Origin of the sequence: Nocardia sp. NBC_01730, assembly GCF_035920445.1 — a bacterium.
Classification (GTDB): domain Bacteria; phylum Actinomycetota; class Actinomycetes; order Mycobacteriales; family Mycobacteriaceae; genus Nocardia.
In genome coordinates this window covers 3,769,362-3,787,754 of the sequence record NZ_CP109162.1, presented here as the reverse complement: position 1 = coordinate 3,787,754, position 18,393 = coordinate 3,769,362, and the positions used below count along the sequence as shown (strand labels likewise).

The following is an 18,393-nucleotide window of genomic DNA, read 5'->3' as shown; positions in this document are numbered from 1 at the left end:
CGGTCAACCGGTGCCGATCTGATTCGCGGAGCTGGAAAAGCCACGGTCGCTTGTCGCGGGAGGTGGTAAATGATCAATTTCGGGCTGGGAATGTGTCGTTCCGGTGAACGCAACTTCGCAACGATGCCAGTCGTCATTGTGAAGATTCCTGCGAAGAGGACTTCCGTGTCGGTGCGATGGGCGGTGCCGGGTACCTTAAGCCAATGTTCTCGAAAGTCTTGGTTGCAAACCGTGGCGAGATCGCCATCCGGGCCTTCCGTGCGGCTTACGAACTCGGCATCGGGACGGTGGCCGTGTTTCCCTACGAGGACCGCAATTCAGTCCACCGGTTGAAGGCGGCGGAGTCGTATCAGATCGGTGAGGCGGGCCACCCGGTGCGGGCCTACCTTTCCATCGACGCGATCATCGAGGCCGCCAAGTCGGCGGGTGCCGACGCGGTCTACCCGGGGTACGGCTTCCTTTCGGAGAACCCGGACCTGGCGGCAGCCTGCGCCCGCGCGGGCATCACCTTCATCGGTCCCTCCGCCGAGGTGCTCGAACTCGCGGGCAACAAGGCACGTGCGATCGAAGCCGCCAAGGCCGCCGGTCTGCCGGTGCTGCGCTCCAGCGCACCGTCGGCGGACGTCGACGAGCTGGTCGCCGCGTCCCGGCAGCTGGAGTACCCGATTTTCGTCAAGGCCGTCGCGGGCGGCGGCGGTCGCGGCATGCGGCGGGTCGCCGACGCCGCGCACCTGCGCGAATCGATCGAGGCGGCCTCGCGCGAGGCCGAGTCGGCGTTCGGCGATCCCACCGTGTTCCTGGAGCAGGCGGTGGTGAACCCGCGCCACATCGAGGTGCAGATCCTGGCCGACCAGCACGGCAACGTGATGCACCTGTTCGAGCGGGACTGTTCATTGCAGCGCCGCCACCAGAAGGTGATCGAGCTCGCGCCGGCCCCGAACCTGGATCCCGCACTGCGGATGCGCATCTGCGCCGACGCCGTGGCTTTCGCGCGACAGATCGGCTACAGCTGCGCGGGCACCGTCGAATTCCTGCTCGACGAGCGCGGCAACCATGTCTTCATCGAGATGAACCCGCGAATCCAGGTCGAGCACACGGTGACCGAGGAGATCACCGACGTCGACCTGGTGCAGTCGCAGCTGCGGATCGCCGCGGGCGAGACACTGGAGCAGCTGGGCCTGAGCCAGGACTCGGTCACGATCCGCGGCGCCGCGCTGCAGTGCCGGATCACCACCGAGGACCCGGCGAACGGATTCCGCCCCGACACCGGCCGCATCACCGCCTACCGCACGCCGGGCGGCGCGGGCATCCGGCTCGACGGCGGTGCGAACCTGGGCGCGGAGATCGGCGCCTACTTCGACTCAATGCTGGTCAAGCTCACCTGCCGCGGCCGTGACTTCGGCGCAGCGGTGGCGCGGGCCGGTCGCGCACTGGCCGAGTTCCGCATCCGCGGCGTGGCCACCAATATCCCGTTCCTGCTCGCGGTACTCGACGATCCCGACTTCAAGGGTGGCCGGGTCACCACCTCGTTCATCGACGAGCGTCCGCAGCTGCTCACCCTGCGCGGCTCAGCCGACCGCGGCACCAAGATCCTCACCTACCTGGCCGACATCACCGTCAACAAGCCGCACGGTGAGCGGCAGACCACGGTGTACCCGCACGACAAACTGCCATCGATCGATGTGAGCGTGCCGCCGCCGGACGGTTCCCGGCAGCGGCTGCTTCGGCTCGGGCCCGACGGCTTCGCGCAGGCGCTGCGTGAGCAGAAGGCGGTCGGCGTCACCGACACCACCTTCCGCGACGCGCACCAGTCGCTGCTGGCCACCAGGGTCCGCACCAACGGCCTGCTCGGCGTGGCCGGTCACGTCGCGCGGCTCACGCCGGAGCTGCTGTCCATCGAGGCATGGGGCGGCGCGACCTACGACGTGGCGCTGCGGTTCCTGTACGAGGACCCGTGGGAGCGGCTGGCCGCGTTGCGCGAGGCGGTGCCGAACATCTGCCTGCAGATGCTGCTGCGCGGGCGCAACACCGTCGGCTACACACCGTACCCGCAGCAGGTGACCCGCGCGTTCGTCCAGGAAGCGACCGGCACCGGCATTGATATCTTTCGAATCTTCGACGCGCTCAACAACGTCGACCAGATGCGTCCGGCGATCGACGCGGTGCGCGAAACCGGGACGGCCATCGCCGAAGTCGCGATGAGCTACACCGGCGACCTGGCGAATCCACACGAGACCCTCTACACGCTCGACTACTACCTCAAACTCGCCGAACAGATCGTCGACGCGGGCGCGCATGTGCTGGCCATCAAGGATATGGCGGGCCTGCTGCGCGCCCCGGCCGCCACGACATTGGTCACCGCTCTGCGCAGCAATTTCGATCTGCCAGTGCACGTGCACACCCACGACACCCCCGGTGGTCAGCTGGCCACCTACCTGGCTGCGTGGCAAGCCGGCGCCGACGCGGTGGACGGCGCCAGCGCCGCGATGGCCGGAACCACCAGCCAACCCGCGCTGTCCGCGATCGTCGCGGCGGCGGCGCATAGTGCGTACGACACCGGCCTGAACCTGCAGAACGTCTGCGATCTGGAGCCGTACTGGGAAGCACTGCGAAAGGTGTACGCGCCCTTCGAATCCGGGCTGCCCGCCCCGACCGGCCGGGTGTATACCCACGAGATCCCGGGCGGCCAGCTGTCGAACCTGCGTCAGCAAGCCATCGCGCTCGGTCTCGGCGACCGGTTCGAAGAGGTGGAGGCGAAATACGCCGCGGCGGACCGGCTTCTGGGCCGTCTGGTGAAGGTCACACCGTCCTCGAAGGTCGTCGGCGACTTGGCACTGGCGCTGGTCGGCACCGGTGTCGACATCGAGGACTTCGCCGCGGATCCGGGCCGCTACGACATCCCCGATTCCGTTATCGGCTTCCTGCGTGGCGAACTCGGCACACCCGCGGGCGGGTGGCCCGAGCCGTTCCGCAGCAAGGCGCTGGCCGGGCGCGGACCCGCGAAACCGGAGACCGCGCTGACTCCCGAGGACGAGGCGGGGCTCGCCGGTACGTCGGAGGAACGGCGCGGAACGCTGAACCGGCTGCTCTTCCCTGGGCCCACGGCCGAATTCCTCGCACATCGGGAGAAGTACGGCGACACCTCCGGGCTGTCGGCGAACCAGTTCCTCTACGGTTTGCGCCGCGGTGAGGAACACCGGGTGCAGTTGGAAAAGGGCGTCACCCTGCTCATCGGCTTGGAGGCCATCTCGGAGCCGGACGAGCGCGGCATGCGCACCGTGATGTGCATCCTGAACGGGCAGCTGCGTCCGGTCGCCGTGCGGGACCGGTCCATCGCCAGCGACATCCCGGCAGCGGAGAAGGCCGACAAGGGCAACGCGGGCCACATCGCCGCCCCGTTCGCCGGAGTCGTGACCCTCGCTGTCTCGGAAGGCCATCCGGTCGCCGCGGGCGACACCATAGGCACCATCGAAGCCATGAAAATGGAAGCGGCCATCACCGCGCCCCGCTCGGGTGTCGTCGGTCGCGTCGCGATCGGTCCCGTACAGCAGGTCGAGGGCGGCGACCTACTCATCGAGCTGGCCGTGCGCGAGTCCTCCGCCGAATGACGCGGATTGTCGCGGGGGCAGCGGGCGGGCGGCGCCTTCGGGTACCGCCCTCCGGCACCCGTCCGACCTCCGACCGGGTGCGGGAGGCGCTGTTCAGCGCCTTGGACGCCCGGCTGGATTTCGTCGGCGCGCGCGTGCTCGACCTGTACGCGGGCTCCGGCGCGCTCGGGTTGGAGGCGCTCTCGCGCGGCGCCGAGCACGCGTTGCTCGTCGAGTCCGACCGCAAGGCGGCCGCCGTCGTGCGCGGCAATATCGCCGACCTCGGCCTGCCCGGTGCGCAGCTGCGGGTCGCCGCGGTGGCGAGCGCGCTGGAACTGGGCGGGGCGGGCGCCTTCGATCTGGTCTTCTCCGATCCGCCCTACGCGGTGGAGAACGCGGCCGTGCTGGCCGACTTGCGCACGCTGGCCGAGCGCGGTTGGCTGCATCCCGGCGCCCTCGTCGTGCTGGAGCGGTCGGCGCGTTCACCCGAAATCGACTGGCCCGCAGGCTTCATCCCGGCCAAGTCGCGCCGGTACGGCGAGACCCGCATCGATCTCGCGGAGTTCGAGCCTGCCGTCGGAACGGGTCCGGCCACCGCTGCCGCACCGCCGCGGTCCTGCTAGCGTCGGGCCATGGCAGGAGCACTGTGCCCCGGGTCTTTCGACCCCGTGACCTATGGACACCTCGATGTCTTCAATCGGGCCGCCGCCCAGTTCGACGAGGTCGTCATCACCGTCATGATCAACAAGAGCAAACAGGGCATGTTCAGCGTCGAGGAGCGGATGGAGATGCTGAGGGAGTCGACCGCACACCTGGCCAACGTGCGGGTGGAGTCGTGGTACGGCCTGCTCGTGGACTTCGCGCGGGAGCAGGGCATTACCGCCATCGTGAAGGGTCTGCGCGACGCGGGCGATTTTGGTTACGAGCTGCAGATGGCGCAGATGAACAAGAAGCTCTCCGGCGTGGACACCTTCTTCATCGCCACCAACCCGTCCTTCAGCTACCTGTCCAGCTCGCTGGTCAAAGAGGTCGCGGCCTTCGGCGGCGACGTCAGCGACATGTTGCCCCCTTCGGTCTACAAGCGCCTCCTGGAGCGCCTCGCTGAACGCAAAAGCTGACAGCTCCCCTACTCCCGGACCGTCGCCCTATACAACGACTACTCGCAACGCAACTCTTGATCTCTAACGCAACAACTGATCTCAGAAGCACATGGGTAACTCGTCGGGCACGCCCAGAGCTGGAGTGGCACCCAACGCAGGACCTGAACGCAAATCCCGCGCCACCTCACTAGTACGGCCTAAAGACGCGGAGAGGCGGAACAGAAGACCAAGCCACGCAGGGCCAGGAAGCGCATGCCGCCCACCGCGGCGGTGATGGCCAGGATCGCGACGGCTTGGGCGGCGTCCCCGAGGCCGGGGGCCCACACGCCGAGGGCGGCCAGTGCCGCGGTCGTGATGGCGAGGCCGAGTAGCGCCAGCCCGCCGCCCTCCCATTGCGCGGTGAACCAGCCGACCCGGCCCGCGGCGTGGAAGGTGAGCTGGCGGTGTAGTTCGTTGGCGATCATGGTGCTGACGATCGAGCCGATGACGTTGGCCAGCAGCGGCCCTGTGCTGTGCATGGTGAAGAACAGCAGGACGTAGGCGACGTTGCTGGACCCGCCGACCAGGGCGAAGCGGATCAGCTGGGCGAAGGCGCGATCGCCGCGCAGGTAGTGCGTCAACTGCTCCAACTTGGCCGCGACCGGCGCCTTCGGCAGCGCGGGGTACGGGCCGCCCCACGGCACGAAGAAGCTGGTGGCGCTCACTCCTGCCGGTCGCGGCAGTTCCAGAACAGTCATCGTCTTTCCGATCGAACACGAGCTTTCAGTAGGACAACAGCGTTGGTCATCGCTTTGCTTCCGTCGATTCTCGGCAGGCCTCTTCGGCACTCTAAGTTCAGTATGTACTGAACAATAAAAACCTGTCAACGTTCGCGGATGCTGTCCATCCCTTCGGCTTCCTCAATCCGCGGCCCCGGTGGGTCCGTGGTCCGTGCTGAAGATCGCGGTTCACGACCTTCCAGACGAATGTAACACGAAGCGGAGAGGTAGTCTCCACTTGACTTCTGTGGCATGGAAGACACCGGCACGACACACCGGACGATGACTCGGCACGAGCCGTGACGAGGGGCACACTGGGCCTCGGCGGAGAGTTTTCGCCGTGAGTCCGCAGGAGGGTAGTGAGCATGTATCGCGTATTCGAAGCACTCGACGAACTGGTCGCGATCGTCGAAGAGGCGCGCGGCATCCCGCCGACCCGCAGCTGCATTGTGCCGAGAGGTGACGTGCTCGAACTACTCGACGACGTCCGTGATGCGCTGCCCGGCGAACTCGACGACGCCCAGGACGTACTCGACCATCGGGACAAGATTGTCTCCGATGCCAGGGCCTCGGCCGAGACCACGGTGAGCGGTGCCAACGAACAGGCGGACCACACCATCGGCTCGGCCCGCGAGGAGGCCGACCGTATCCTCGCCGACGCCAAGGCGCACGCCGACCGGATGGTCGCCGAGGCGAGCGCGCACGCCGACCATCTGGTCGCCACTGCGCAGTTGGAGGCCGATCGGGTGGTAGCCGACGGTAACGCCGAATTCGAGGCGGTGACGGGTCGGGCGCGCGCCGAATCGGAGCGGATGATCGAGGCGGGCAAGGCCACCTATGAGCGCGCGGTCGCCGACGGCCTCGCGGAGCAGGAGCGGCTGGTCTCGCAGACCGAGGTGGTGCGCGCCGCGCACGCGGAATCGGCCAAGGTGATCGACGCCGCGCATGCGGAAGCCGACCGGCTACGTGAGGAGTGTGACCACTACGTGGACGGCAGACTGGCCGACTTCGAGGAGACGCTGAGCAGCGCGCTGCGCACGGTCGGTCGGGGGCGCCACCAGCTGCGTAGCGGTGCGGGTGCGCCGGACTACGCGACCGAATATCGCAGGTGAGCGGCATGGCGTGTGACCTGTCCGGTTTGAGCGATGGCCGTGTGCTCGCGTATTGTCGGGTGGTTGCCCATTTTCCCTCGATCGTGAGTGAGTTCGTGATGCCCGCCGGTTCCGGTTCCGGTTCCACATCGCGTTCCCGTTCGGCTCAGCGCCGTACGCCGGACGCGGCTTTCGTGCTGGACACCCGCAGCCTCGGCCGCAGGCCGGGGACCATGCGGGAACTGCGCCGCACTCTCACCACGAAGGAGCGAATCGGGCTCGATCTGATCGCCATCCCAGCGGGCGCTCAGGTGGAGCTCGACCTGCAGTTGCAGGCCGTATCCGAAGGTGTGCTGGTCACCGGAACAGTGTCCGCGCCGACCGAGGGCGAGTGCTCGCGCTGTCTGGAGCCGTTCACCGGCGACGTGAGCCTGTACATCACCGAGCTGTTCGCCTACCCGGACAGCGCGACCGAGCAGACCACCGAGGACGACGAGGTCTACCGGATGGTCGACGACACCATCGACCTGGAGCCGGTTGTGGTCGACGCGGTCGGTATCGAGCTGCCGCTGCAGCCGCTGTGCACGTCGGACTGTGCCGGATTGTGCCCGGAATGCGGTGTACGGATGGCGATTGCGGGATCCGACCACGGGCATGAGATACTTGACCCTCGCTGGGCCGGACTGGCTGAGTTCGCCACCGGATCGCCCGGCAGCGGCAGCCCCGACAAGGGTGACAAAGGTGCGGCCGGCCCAGACCACTGAGCAAGACCGATCAGCCCAATGGCGAGCAAATAGGACAGAGGAGAAGTAGTCGTGGCCGTTCCCAAGCGCCGGATGTCCCGTTCCAACACCAGGTCGCGGCGCAGCCAGTGGAAGGCCACCGCGCCGACCCTGATCACCTGCCCGAACCGCGCCTGTGGCGAGAAGACCTTGCCGCACATCGCCTGCCCGTCCTGCGGCACCTACAAGGGCCGCCAGGTCACCGCGGCGGTCTGATCGTTCGACCTGTCGTATCGACGTGACCGACGAACCCGGCTCGTCCGGTGAACATGCGAGCCTGCTCGCGGCGCTAGGCGTCGACGTGCGGCCGGATCTGCTGCGCCTCGCGCTGACACATCGGTCGTACGCGTACGAGAACGGTGGTCTGCCGACCAACGAGCGCCTCGAGTTCCTCGGCGATTCCGTGCTCGGGCTGAGCATCACCGAGCGGCTGTACCATGAGCACCCCTTGAAGTCCGAGGGGGAGCTGGCCAAGCTGCGCGCGAGCGTGGTGAATATGCGCGCGCTCGCCGAGGTCGCCCGTGCTCTCGGCGAGGGCGGTCTCGGTGTGCACCTGTTGCTCGGCAAGGGTGAGGAGCTCACCGGCGGCCGTGACAAGGAGAGCATCCTTGCCGACGGCATGGAGTCGCTGCTCGGTGCCGTGCATCTGCAGCACGGTATCGAGGTGGCCCGCGCGGTGGTGCTGCGACTGTTTGCCGAGCTACTCGAGCGAGGGCCCCGCATGGGCGCCGGCCTGGACTGGAAGACCAGCCTGCAGGAATTGACCGCCGAGCGCGGTCTCGGCGTGCCCAGCTACGAGATCACCTCGACCGGGCCCGACCACGACAAGGAATTCACCGCGACCACGGTGGTCGGCGGCCGGGCCTATGGGCAGGGCGTCGGCCGATCCAAGAAGGAAGCCGAGCAGAAGGCCGCGGGCACCGCCTACGAGGCGCTGACCGCGGAAGCCTGACGTGCCGGAACTTCCCGAGGTCGAGGTGGTTCGGCGTGGCCTTGCCGAGCATGTGGTGGGGCGTGTCGTCGAATCGGTCGCGATCACCCATCCCCGTTCGGTTCGCCGCCATCTCGAAGGCGCCGCCGATCTCGCCGCGCGGCTGACCGGCCTGAAGGTCGAGTCGGCCGAACGACGCGGCAAATTCCTGTGGCTGACCTTCGACGACCCCGAGGCCGCCTTGGTAGTGCATCTCGGGATGAGCGGCCAGATGCTGGTCCAGCCCGCCGACGCGCCGCTGGAGAAGCACGCGCACATCCGCGCCACTCTCGGCGACGGCACCCAGCTGCGTTTCGTCGACCAGCGCACCTTCGGCGGTTGGGCGCTCGCGCCGCTGGTCGAGGTGGACGGCACCCTGGTGCCAGAACCGGTTGCTCACATCGCCCGCGATCCGCTCGATCCGTGTTTCGACGTCGAATCCGTGGTCGCGGCCGTCCGTGGCAAACAGAGCGAGATCAAGCGCGTCCTACTCAACCAGGGTGTGATCTCGGGCATCGGCAATATCTACGCCGATGAGTCGCTGTGGCGCGCCGAGATCCACGGCATCCGTCCCGCTTCGGGTCTGTCCCGGCCCGCCCTGCGCGGCCTGCTCGCCGCGGTGCGTGAGGTGATGAGTGCGGCGCTGGCCGCGGGCGGCACCTCCTTCGACGCGCTCTACGTGAACGTCAACGGCCAGTCCGGCTACTTCGAGCGTTCGCTTGCCGTCTACGGCCGCGAGAACGAGCCGTGCCGCCGCTGCGGCGCGCCGATCACCCGGGAGCGGTTCATGAACCGCTCTTCCTACTACTGTCCACGCTGCCAGCCGAAGCCGCGCCGTCGCTAGCGTGAGCGAGCTACCGTTTCCTCGGGGCGGTTCGGATGTCACCCCGGCCATGAGGAAGGAAGCATGCGAAAGCTCACCTATTACGTCGCCTCGACCATTGATGGATTCATCGCGACCGAGGAGGGCTCGGTCGACTTCTTCCCGGTCGGCGGGGATCACGGTCCTGCGATCACCGCGCAATACCCGGAAACCCTGCCGACCAAGGTGCGCGAGGCGATCGGGGTCGACCAGCACAATCGCTATTTCGACACGGTGCTGATGGGGCGTAAGACGCACGATTTCGGGGTGCGCACCGGTACTTCCAGCCCCTACGCGCATCTGAAGCAGTACGTGGTCTCGACCACCCTGCCCGAGAGCCCCGATCCGGCGGTGGAGCTGATCACTGACGACCCGGTCGGGAAGGTGCGCGAGCTCAAGCGGGAGACCGGGCTCGGCATCTGGCTGTGCGGCGGTGGTGAACTGGCGCAGGCGCTGCTCCCGGAGATCGATCAGATCTTCCTCAAGCTGTATCCGATCGTGCTCGGCCGTGGGCGAGCGTTGTTCGGCGACGGGCCGCGGCTTCCGGAGGCGGCCGAGTTCAGGGTGATCACCAGCAGGGTGTTCGAGGACGGGGTGGCCTTCATGAAGTACAGCCGGATCCGCTAGCCCGGTGGCCGGACACGTTCCGAGCGGGGAGCAGACGCCGGGCCCGGTCGAGTCGTTGCGGGAGATCGGCTTCTGGCTGGAACGTTCCCGTGCGGAGACCCATCGGGTCAAGGCGTACCGGCGCGCCGCCGACATCGTCGCCGAGCTGACGGGCGACGAGCGTGCGGCGCACCGGAGGGCGCGCAGCTGGCGCGAGATCGCGGGCATCGGGCCCAAGACCGCCGCCGTCATCGAGCAGGCGTACGACGGTGCGGTGCCACGGTATCTGGCCGAGCTGCGGGGCACGGCGCAGCCGATCGGCGTGCCGGGCAAGCCGCTGCGCGCGCGGTTGCGCGGTGATCTGCACACCCACTCGAACTGGTCCGACGGCGGCAGTCCGATCGAGGAGATGATGCGCGTCGCGGCCGCCCTCGGGCACGAATACTGTGCTCTGACCGATCATTCGCCGCGGCTGACCGTCGCCAACGGACTGTCCGCCGACCGGCTGCGCGAGCAGCTGGATGTGGTCGCCGAACTCAACGAGCGGATGGCGCCGTTTCGGATCCTCACCGGCATCGAGGTGGACATCCTCGGCAACGGTGCCCTCGACCAGTCGGCCGATCTGCTCGCGGAGCTGGATGTCGTGGTGGCGAGCGTGCATTCGCACCTGCGCGACGACAGCGCGACGATGACCGAGCGCATGGTGTACGCGGTCGCCGACCCCAACGTCGACGTGCTCGGCCACTGCACCGGCCGCCTGGTGGAAGGCCGCCGCGGAACTCGGCCGGAGTCGACGTTCGACGCCGAGGTGGTGTTCGAGGCGTGCCGCGCCTACGGCACCGCCGTCGAGATCAACAGCAGACCCGAACGACGTGATCCGCCTGCACGATTGCTGCGGTTGGCTGTCGAGATGGGCTGTCACTTCGCCATCGACACCGACGCGCACGCCCCGGGCCAGCTCGACTGGCAAGGCTACGGCTGCGAGCGCGCGGTCGCGAACGGCGTTGCGCCCGAACGGGTGATCAACACCTGGCCGCTGGAGAACCTGCTGGCCTGGGCCCGCAGCCACGGAGCGTGACCGTTGGGTTAACTGTTGCCGAACAGTTGGATCGCAGGTGTGCTGGACGTCGATCGCCCTCGAGAATGGGGGCTACACGGATTTCTCGGGGAGTGGGATCAACTGGTGGGCGACCTTCCGCTCGAAATCGTTCTGGCGCTGATCGGTATCGTCGTGCCGATCGCCGCCTTTCTGTGGGAGTTCGTCTTCGCGGGTCGCAGGCGGCTCGGATATCGGGTGCAGATGGATACGCCGGTCACCGGCGAGATCTCCTCGGTGTTCCCCGGCGTGCTCCCACAGTTGCGTCCCTCGCTCGACGGCGCGAGCCCGGACCTGAAGGACATCTCCGTCGTCCTGGTGCGCATCGAGAACAGCGGCGTCACGACGATCGACTCCCAGGACTACAAAGCGCCGGAAGCCGCCAGGATCGGGCTGCACCTGCGTTTCCCGCAGCGCAGGGTGATCGGCATGGCGGTGACCGAGCTGAGCGATCCGTCGCTGGCCGACAACCTGGACACGGACTCCGGCATCGCGGTGCGCGAGGACATCGGCGGGCACGTCGGCGTGATCGATCTGCCCAAAGTGCCGCTGGGCCCGGCCGAGCACTACAAGATCCTGGCCATCCTGCAACGCTCCGAAGGATCGGGGGAGTACGCGCCACCGATGCTGCGCGGGGGAGTCAAGGGTGGTCGGGTCATCGAAACTCGCAGCCGCACCGGCATTTCCCGGATGATGTTGGTGCTCACGGTGTTTCTGGTGACGGTGATCGTCGTCCAGCTCGTGGTGGCCGCGCTGGAGCCGTCGCCGACGCCGTTGGACTGTGCCTCGGGGAACCTGGCTGTGGTCGGGTCCTCGGCGTTCGGCCCGGTGGTCCGAGAGGCCGCCGACCAGTACCGGAAGCGGTGTACCGGTGCGGAGTTCACATTCGCCTTCGAGGGGACCGAGCGCGGCCTGGACCGGCTCGCCGAGGAAGGCACGGGTAACCCGGGGCTGCTCGCGATCAGCGACGGGTCGAAGGGCAGCGGGTATCCGACGCTGGTGTACCGCCCGCTCGCACTGTCGCTGTTCACCATGATCGTCCATCCTGGCGTCGGCGTCCGCAGCCTCACCGTGGGCCAGATCCAGGATCTCTATCTGGGCAGGATCGGCAACTGGCGCGAGGTGGGCGGTCCGGACTTGCCGGTCGTGCTGGTCGATCGCATTCCGGGGTCGGGTTCGCGAAATACTTTCGAACGCAGGCTTCTCGACGGCAGGCAGGCCGATCGCCCGCACGTGAGTTGCACCGCGCTCAAGGGCACGGTCACTACCGAGCCCGCGCACTGCGATGTACGAGTGACCGCGGACATGCGCAAGGCGGTGGCCGAGATCCCGGGCGCCGTCGGCTATTCGGAGTTCTCCGAGGCGAGCGAAGCGGGCTTGCCCACCGTCGCGATCGACGCCATCGGCGCGGGTCGCGACGCCGTCGTGCGGCGCACCTACCCGTTCTGGGGCGTCGAATATGCCTACAGCAATGGTGAACTGCCCGGCGACTCGCTCGCCGCGAGCTTTCTGCACTTCCTGATCGATCAGGTCGGCAAGGATGTGCTGCGGGCGCACGGCAATGCGCCGTGCGCCGAGCTGCCCGACCCGGGCCGCTGTCTACCCGACTCGTGAATGTGACGACCACGCGCGCTCGGCTACGTGGAGTTACGAAACTCGTTGCGCGACCAGGTCTGGGCCCAGGTCGGTAAGTCCTGCGACGAGGGCGCCCACGCCGGCCTGGTCGTGGTCACCGCGATGGTCGACCTTTGTGACCGTGTCGGAGTTCCGCCGCGGATTCGGCCCCGCGTGGATCGAGCCCCGGGCGGTCGGCCGTGACCGGTCCGGCCGCCGATCTGTCGGTGGTCTCGGCGAGGATGGGCGCATGACGGAACTATCGCTGCGCGAGCTGAATCGGACGCTGTTGGTCCGCCAGAAACTGGTGGAGCGGGTCGCGCTGACTCCGTTCGAGCTCGTCCGGCACCTGGTCGCCGTGCAGGGCCAGGAGCCCAACTGGCCCTACGTCGGACTGTGGACCAGGCTCGCGCAATTCCGGCACGACGAGCTGGCCGCACTGCTGCGCGACCGTAAGCTGGTTCGCTCCACCATGCTCCGCCGCACCGTGCACCTAGCGGACGGCGCGGACTTCCGGTGGTTGCGTCCGACGGTGCAACCGGTTGTCGATGCCGCGCTGAAGGCGCCCTACTACCGCGACGAGATCGACGGCGTCGACCTGGACGAGCTCGGGGCGGCCGGGCGTGAGCTGCTGGCCGGACAGCGCCTCAGCCGCAGCGATCTGGGCAAGTTGCTCGCCGAGCGTTTCCCGGACCGGCATACGCGCAGGCTGGCCGAAACTGTGGAGCTGCTGGTCCCGATGGCGCACGGCCCGGAGACGGGCGCGTGGGGGCGCTGGCGTAATCGGTCTGTGACGGTCGGTCTGGCGGAGGAATGGCTCGCGGCGCCGATGGCTGCCGAGCCGCGGCCGGAGACGCTGGTGCTGCGCTACCTGGCCGCCTTCGGCCCCGCCACCGTCGCCGACATGCAGGCGTGGGCGGGCATCACCCGGCTGGCCGAGGTCGTCGACGAGATGCGTACGCGGCTGCGGGTGTTCACCGACGATCAGCATCGTGTGCTGTTCGACCTACCGGACGCGCCTTTGGCGGAGCCGGATCTGCCGGTGCCCGTGCGCTTCCTGCCTGCCTTCGACAACGTGCTGCTCGGCCACAAGGACCGCCGCCGGATCATCAGCGAGGAAGATCGCCGACGCGTCGCCGAGGAGGCCTCCGCGGGCGTGCCGATGTATCTGGTGGACGGCTTTGTGCACGGATGTTGGTCGATCGAAGACGCCACCCTGCGCGTCATCCCGTGGCACCCGCTGTCCGCGTGCGACGAGGCGGCGCTGCGCGCCGAAGCGGAGGACCTGCTGTCGTTCGTCGTCGTGGGCCGGGACGGCACGGTCGTCATCGAGGGCTGAGCGTCCGATCCGGCGAATTGGTCGCTTGGACAATGTGCCGGTAGCTAGAAGTATGCTGGAATTGCATCTTTTCGTAAGAAATGTGGTTTGAACGAAATCGATTGAGGTACCTCCCTGTCGGCCCCCCTGATCGCGTCAGTGGTCGTGACCAGGCCAACCATGCCCCATGGACGGCGGTGTAGCTTCGGTCTTCACCCCCGCCGCGGCGGCCACTTAGTTCAGTTCGGCGCCCGGTACTCCGAGTGCTGGGTGGATGCGAGTGCTACTGGTTGTCCCTGGAAGGAGGGTCATGAGCGCGTTTACCGCGCCGGTTTCGGCGAAGAAGGTACCGTCCGATTTGCAGATGGCAGCGCCCGAGCTGCTCTCGATAGATCATGTCGGCACCCCGTTCCGCATTGCGATGGTGGTTCCTCCGTACTTCGACGTACCGCCCAAGGCGTACGGCGGCGTAGAGGCCGTGGTCGCCGATCTGGTCGACGCATTGGTGGCCCGCGGCCACGACGTCACTCTGTTCGGCGCGGGAGAGCCGGGCACCAAGGCCAAGTTCGTGCCGGTCTGGGATAGGGCGCAGCCCGAGCGACTCGGCGACCCGTTCCCGGAGGTAGTGCACGCGCTGCGGGTGCGCCGGGCGATCGAAAAGCTCGCGGCGACATCGGGTGTGGACTTGGTGCACGACCATACCTTCGCGGGGCCACTCAATGCTCCCGCCTTCCAGCGCCTCGGCCTGCCGACGGTGCTCACGGTGCACGGGCCGGTGGAGGACGACTCCTACCGGTACTACCAGGAACTGGGCGACGAGGTCGCGCTGGTGGCGATCAGCGACCGGCAGCGGGAGCTCGCACCGGACCTGAACTGGGCTGGGCGCGTGCACAATGCGTTGCACGTCGACGAGTGGCCGTTCCGCGTCGAGAAAGACGACTACGCCCTGTTTCTCGGCCGGTTCAATACCTGCAAGGCACCGCACCTCGCGCTGGAGGCCGCGCACGCGGCGGGCATCCCACTGGTGCTGGCAGGCAAGTGCAGCGAACGGGCCGAGCAGGCATACTTCGAGGAGAAGGTCCGCCCGCTGCTTACCGAAAACGACCACGTATTCGGCCTCGCCGACGCGGCCGCCAAGCGTAAGCTGCTGGCCAATGCGCGTTGCCTGTTGTTCCCGATTCGCTGGGAGGAACCGTTCGGCATGGTGATGATCGAATCCATGGTCTGTGGCACGCCGGTGGTCGCGTTGCGCGGTGGCGCGGTCTCCGAGGTGGTCGTCGACGGCGTGACCGGCCGCATCTGTGACGACCCCGCCGAGCTGCCCGCGGCCATCGCGGAGGTTCAGGCGATGGACCCGGTTGCCTGCAGGCGCCATGTGCAGGCGAAGTTCGGTGCCGATACCCTCGGTCGGGGCTACGAGCAGGTGTACCGCAAGCTGTTGTGGTCCAGGAAGCGGTTCGGAGCCATGCCGTTCGAGCCGACGGCCCCGGTCATCCCGTCGGTCAGGATCCCGGCGAGCGGATTCGCGTGACGGGAACGGCACCTTTGAGCCCGGCCCCCCTGAATTCCGGTGAGCCCACCGGATTCGGGGGGTGTGGCTCTGTCACCTTGGTAGAAGGCGGCACCTTCTGCCTGTCGAACCGGCTCGGCGATGTCGAGCTGGGCAAACCGCACGGCCTGTTCTTCCGGGACGCGCGCGTGCTGTCCCGGTGGGAGCTGCTGGTGAACGGCAAACCCGCCGAACCGCTGTCGGTGCTGAGCCCTGAGGCGTTCGCCGCCAGGTTCGTGCTGCGCAGGCCGCCACAGGCGGGCCTGGCCGACAGCACGTTGCTGGTGGTGCGCGAGCGGATCGTTGCCGACGGCATGCACGAGCTGCTGACGTTGGAGAACATGGGCCGTGAGCCGACGGCGGTCTTGCTGGAACTGCACGTCGACGCCGATTTCGTCGACCTTTTCGCGGTCAAGGAAGGCCGTGCCGGGCACGCACGGGCCGACGTGACGGTGGCCGACGGCGAGCTGGTGCTGCACGACCATACCGACCGGATGCGAGGCATCTCCGTCTCCGCGACGGTCGAACCCGAGGTGATGCCCGGCACGTTGGTATGGCGGGTGATCGTCCCGGTCGGTGAGTGCTGGCAGACCGAGATCATCGCCCAGCCGACATTGGGCAACCAGCGTTTTCAAGCGGTCGCCCCCGGCGAGCACTTCGGCGTCAGCGCGCCGGGACGCAAGATCGAGGCTTGGCGGGATACCGCCACCGACATCGTCGCATCGGATCCGGTGCTCACCCGGGTGCTGCGCCGTACCGAAAGTGACCTGGGCGCATTGCAGATTCACGACGACACCGGCGCCGGTCGGCCGTTCGTCGCGGCGGGCGCGCCATGGTTCATGACCCTGTTCGGCCGGGACAGTCTGCTCACCGCGTGGATGGCGCTGCCGCTGGAAGTCGACCTGGCGCTCGGCACGCTGCAGCAGCTGGCGGAACTGCAAGGCCAGGAGGTCAATCCGCTCACCGAGGAGGAGCCGGGGCGCATCATGCACGAGATGCGTCGCGGTCCGGCGGGCGGTCAGGTACTCGGCGGCAATATCTACTACGGAACCGCCGACGCGACACCGCTGTTCGTGATGCTGATGGCCGAATGCCATCGCTGGGGCGCGGATCCCGAGGCGATCAGGGAGCTGTTGCCCGCCGCCGACGCGGCGTTGCACTGGATCACCGACTACGGCGACCGCGACGGCGATGGTTTCGTCGAATATCGCCGCGCGACCGACCGCGGGCTGATCAACCAGGGCTGGAAGGACAGCTTCGACGGCATCAACCATGCCACCGGTCATATCGCCGAGGGGCCGATCGCGCTGTGCGAGGTGCAGGGATACGTGCACGCGGCGCTGGTCGCCAGGGCCTACCTTGCCGAGGTATTCGATGACGCCCGGTTGGCCGGGCAGCTACGGGAGCGTGCCGCGGAGCTGCGCGGCAAGTTCGCCGAGCAGTTCTGGCTTCCTGAGCGGGGCTGGTACGCCGTCGCTCTGGACGGCGGCAAGCGTCAGGTCGACTCGCTGACCAGCAATGTGGCGCACTGCCTCTGGTCGGGGATCGCGAGTGACGAGCACGCGGCCGAACTGGTGACACGGATGTCGGGCCCGGAGATGGACACCGGCTTCGGGTTGCGCACCTTGGCGTCGAACATGGGCGCCTACAACCCGATGAGCTACCACTGCGGCTCGGTCTGGCCGCACGACACGGCGATCGCGGTGGCCGGCCTGCTGCGCTACCGGCACGTGCCCGGCGCGGTCGAGCTGGCGACCCAGCTGGCCTCCGGATTGCTGGACGCGGCAGCGGTTTTCGACGGGCGACTGCCCGAGCTGTTCTGTGGCTTTCCGCGGTCACGGTTCGCCAGCCCCGTTCCGTATCCGACGTCCTGCTCGCCGCAGGCGTGGGCCAGCGCCGCGCCGTTGCTGCTGGTGCGCGCGTTCCTCGGCCTCGACCCGGATGTGCCGACCCGCACCCTCACCGTGCGTCCGCAGCTGCCGCTGACGTGGGGCAGGGTCTCGCTCCGAGCGTTGCGCCTCGGCGCGATCACCGTCGACTTGGAAGCGGAGGGCGGCCAGATCACCGCGGCACGACTGCCCGACGACTGGCGGTTGGTCACCCGATGACGCGGGCAGGTTACCGACCGAGACGAACGGGTATGCCCCCGGGATAACGACATTGGCAAGTCTCTCGTACTGACACCCACGCGGGCTTGGAGGTGCACGATGCAGACATCACTGGATACGCGGGACCTGTGGAGCACTCGGTACCGGGATTGCACCGCAGAACCCACCACGGATCTCGACATGGACCGCGCGCTCTTCATCCGGAGTGTTCACGCAGGCCACGGTCCGGAATGCCGCCAATACCTCGCGGCGGCGGCCTACTGCCTCGAGCACATGGACGACACCTGACCCGGCGCTTCGACCGAGGAGCGGTACGAGTACGCCGTCCGGCGGCGAGCGTGTCGCTGATCGGCGGCCGGAGGCTTGCCCGATCGAGTCGACAACCGCGCGCGGCAAGCCTTTCGGCCGGTGCGGCTCCGGTGCCGGGGTCGGATGTCCTCGGCTGCGGGTCAGTGGTGGTTTTACAGAATGGCGAAGGCGACGACCAATCCGAGAGCGAAGTGCGCGGCGGCCACGACCAGAACCTCGGTGGTGTAGGTGTCGGAGTGCAGAGCGGCGCCGATGTCGATGCCGAGCGCCCGCTCGATGACGCGGACCGAGATGACCTGCGCGACGATTCCGACCAGGCCGAACACGAGCGAGGCGATCAGCCCCTCGGAGAGTTTGCCGCCGCCGCCGACGGCGAAGATGGCAAGCACGACGATGAACGCCATGCTGATCATGCCCGCCGCGGTGACGACGATGGCGTTCGGCTTGCCCGCCACCACCAGTGTGCGCAGCTTGCCCGGCGTGGTCAGGTCGATGGCGTAGAACCCGACGAGCATGAGCACCAAGCCGACCAGGGCGTAGAGGATGATCGCTCCCACGCCCTCGCCGAGCGAGCTCCAGTACCCCGATTCGAGGGCGACTGCGGTCATCTTGGTCCTTCCGGGTGAGTTGCGATGCGGCTGAG

General features: G+C 67.8%; 17 protein-coding genes. 15 read left to right on the top strand and 2 right to left on the bottom strand.

Annotated elements, in window-relative coordinates; genetic code table 11:
- Positions 1 to 203: 203 nt before the first annotated feature.
- The 3 genes from OHB12_RS15165 to coaD are packed head-to-tail and all read left to right on the top strand — an operon-like array spanning position 204 to position 4,705.
- Complete coding sequence (locus OHB12_RS15165; protein WP_327120029.1) at positions 204 to 3,608, top strand: pyruvate carboxylase; 3,405 nt, start codon at positions 204 to 206, stop codon at positions 3,606 to 3,608.
- Positions 3,605 to 4,210 (top strand): 16S rRNA (guanine(966)-N(2))-methyltransferase RsmD, encoded by a 606-nt coding sequence (gene rsmD / locus OHB12_RS15160; protein ID WP_327120027.1) that lies wholly within the window; start codon positions 3,605 to 3,607, stop codon positions 4,208 to 4,210. The genes OHB12_RS15165 and rsmD overlap by 4 nt, the downstream gene beginning before the upstream one ends.
- A gap of 9 nt (positions 4,211 to 4,219) precedes the next feature.
- Positions 4,220 to 4,705, top strand: a complete 486-nt coding sequence (gene coaD, locus OHB12_RS15155) for a pantetheine-phosphate adenylyltransferase (protein ID WP_327120025.1) — start codon at positions 4,220 to 4,222, stop codon at positions 4,703 to 4,705.
- Positions 4,706 to 4,884: 179 nt separating this feature from the next.
- Here the strand turns inward: coaD and OHB12_RS15150 are convergent, their stop codons facing one another.
- Positions 4,885 to 5,424, bottom strand: coding sequence for a GtrA family protein (locus OHB12_RS15150; RefSeq protein ID WP_327120023.1), 540 nt, complete (start codon positions 5,422 to 5,424; stop codon positions 4,885 to 4,887).
- 386 nt (positions 5,425 to 5,810) lie between these two features.
- Here OHB12_RS15150 and OHB12_RS15145 point away from each other — a divergent pair, with 386 nt between their 5' ends.
- The 12 genes from OHB12_RS15145 (at position 5,811) to OHB12_RS15090 (ending at position 17,729) form a co-directional block, all read left to right on the top strand.
- Positions 5,811 to 6,557 carry a DivIVA domain-containing protein gene (locus OHB12_RS15145; RefSeq protein WP_327120021.1) on the top strand — a complete coding sequence of 249 codons (747 nt, stop codon included), beginning with the start codon at positions 5,811 to 5,813 and terminating at the stop codon, positions 6,555 to 6,557.
- Between the two features lie 98 nt (positions 6,558 to 6,655).
- Entirely contained in the window at positions 6,656 to 7,300 is a 645-nt protein-coding gene (locus OHB12_RS15140; protein ID WP_327121142.1) for a YceD family protein, read from the top strand.
- A gap of 51 nt (positions 7,301 to 7,351) precedes the next feature.
- Positions 7,352 to 7,534, top strand: coding sequence for a 50S ribosomal protein L32 (rpmF, locus tag OHB12_RS15135; RefSeq protein ID WP_014987105.1), 183 nt, complete (start codon positions 7,352 to 7,354; stop codon positions 7,532 to 7,534).
- A gap of 22 nt (positions 7,535 to 7,556) precedes the next feature.
- Positions 7,557 to 8,270, top strand: a complete 714-nt coding sequence (rnc, locus tag OHB12_RS15130) for a ribonuclease III (RefSeq protein WP_327120019.1) — start codon at positions 7,557 to 7,559, stop codon at positions 8,268 to 8,270.
- A 1-nt stretch (position 8,271) separates the two neighbouring features.
- The gene (mutM, locus tag OHB12_RS15125; protein WP_327120017.1) at positions 8,272 to 9,132 is read left to right on the top strand and encodes a bifunctional DNA-formamidopyrimidine glycosylase/DNA-(apurinic or apyrimidinic site) lyase; all 861 of its coding nucleotides are present in this window, start codon (positions 8,272 to 8,274) and stop codon (positions 9,130 to 9,132) included.
- Between the two features lie 63 nt (positions 9,133 to 9,195).
- Positions 9,196 to 9,777: a dihydrofolate reductase family protein gene (locus OHB12_RS15120; RefSeq protein WP_327120015.1), complete on the top strand. Its 582-nt coding sequence runs from the start codon at positions 9,196 to 9,198 to the stop codon at positions 9,775 to 9,777.
- A gap of 4 nt (positions 9,778 to 9,781) precedes the next feature.
- Positions 9,782 to 10,834 (top strand): PHP domain-containing protein, encoded by a 1,053-nt coding sequence (locus tag OHB12_RS15115; RefSeq protein ID WP_327120013.1) that lies wholly within the window; start codon positions 9,782 to 9,784, stop codon positions 10,832 to 10,834.
- A 39-nt stretch (positions 10,835 to 10,873) separates the two neighbouring features.
- Entirely contained in the window at positions 10,874 to 12,466 is a 1,593-nt protein-coding gene (locus OHB12_RS15110; RefSeq protein ID WP_327120011.1) for a PstS family phosphate ABC transporter substrate-binding protein, read from the top strand.
- Positions 12,467 to 12,716: 250 nt separating this feature from the next.
- Positions 12,717 to 13,805, top strand: a complete 1,089-nt coding sequence (locus OHB12_RS15105) for a winged helix DNA-binding domain-containing protein (protein ID WP_327120009.1) — start codon at positions 12,717 to 12,719, stop codon at positions 13,803 to 13,805.
- Between the two features lie 343 nt (positions 13,806 to 14,148).
- On the top strand, positions 14,149 to 15,315 hold the full coding sequence (locus OHB12_RS15100) for a glycosyltransferase family 4 protein (protein ID WP_327121140.1): 1,167 nt from the start codon (positions 14,149 to 14,151) through the stop codon (positions 15,313 to 15,315).
- Positions 15,316 to 15,329: 14 nt separating this feature from the next.
- On the top strand, positions 15,330 to 17,441 hold the full coding sequence (locus OHB12_RS15095; protein ID WP_327120006.1) for an amylo-alpha-1,6-glucosidase: 2,112 nt from the start codon (positions 15,330 to 15,332) through the stop codon (positions 17,439 to 17,441).
- 99 nt (positions 17,442 to 17,540) lie between these two features.
- A complete protein-coding gene (locus OHB12_RS15090) occupies positions 17,541 to 17,729 on the top strand; it encodes a hypothetical protein (protein ID WP_327120004.1) in 189 nt (62 codons plus the stop codon).
- Positions 17,730 to 17,902: 173 nt separating this feature from the next.
- Here OHB12_RS15090 and OHB12_RS15085 read toward each other — a convergent pair whose 3' ends face one another.
- Positions 17,903 to 18,358 carry a DUF350 domain-containing protein gene (locus tag OHB12_RS15085; protein ID WP_327120003.1) on the bottom strand — a complete coding sequence of 152 codons (456 nt, stop codon included), beginning with the start codon at positions 18,356 to 18,358 and terminating at the stop codon, positions 17,903 to 17,905.
- Between the last annotated feature and the right edge of the window lie 35 nt (positions 18,359 to 18,393).

Coding starts and splice junctions, on each gene's coding strand:
- OHB12_RS15165 (WP_327120029.1), top strand. CDS start 204: ATGTTCTCGAAAGTCTTGGTTGCAAACCGTGGCGAGATCGCCATCCGG.
- rsmD (WP_327120027.1), top strand. CDS start 3,605: ATGACGCGGATTGTCGCGGGGGCAGCGGGCGGGCGGCGCCTTCGGGTA.
- coaD (WP_327120025.1), top strand. CDS start 4,220: ATGGCAGGAGCACTGTGCCCCGGGTCTTTCGACCCCGTGACCTATGGA.
- OHB12_RS15150 (WP_327120023.1), bottom strand. CDS start 5,424: ATGACTGTTCTGGAACTGCCGCGACCGGCAGGAGTGAGCGCCACCAGC.
- OHB12_RS15145 (WP_327120021.1), top strand. CDS start 5,811: ATGTATCGCGTATTCGAAGCACTCGACGAACTGGTCGCGATCGTCGAA.
- OHB12_RS15140 (WP_327121142.1), top strand. CDS start 6,656: ATGCCCGCCGGTTCCGGTTCCGGTTCCACATCGCGTTCCCGTTCGGCT.
- OHB12_RS15120 (WP_327120015.1), top strand. CDS start 9,196: ATGCGAAAGCTCACCTATTACGTCGCCTCGACCATTGATGGATTCATC.
- OHB12_RS15105 (WP_327120009.1), top strand. CDS start 12,717: ATGACGGAACTATCGCTGCGCGAGCTGAATCGGACGCTGTTGGTCCGC.
- OHB12_RS15100 (WP_327121140.1), top strand. CDS start 14,149: ATGGCAGCGCCCGAGCTGCTCTCGATAGATCATGTCGGCACCCCGTTC.
- OHB12_RS15090 (WP_327120004.1), top strand. CDS start 17,541: ATGCAGACATCACTGGATACGCGGGACCTGTGGAGCACTCGGTACCGG.
- OHB12_RS15085 (WP_327120003.1), bottom strand. CDS start 18,358: ATGACCGCAGTCGCCCTCGAATCGGGGTACTGGAGCTCGCTCGGCGAG.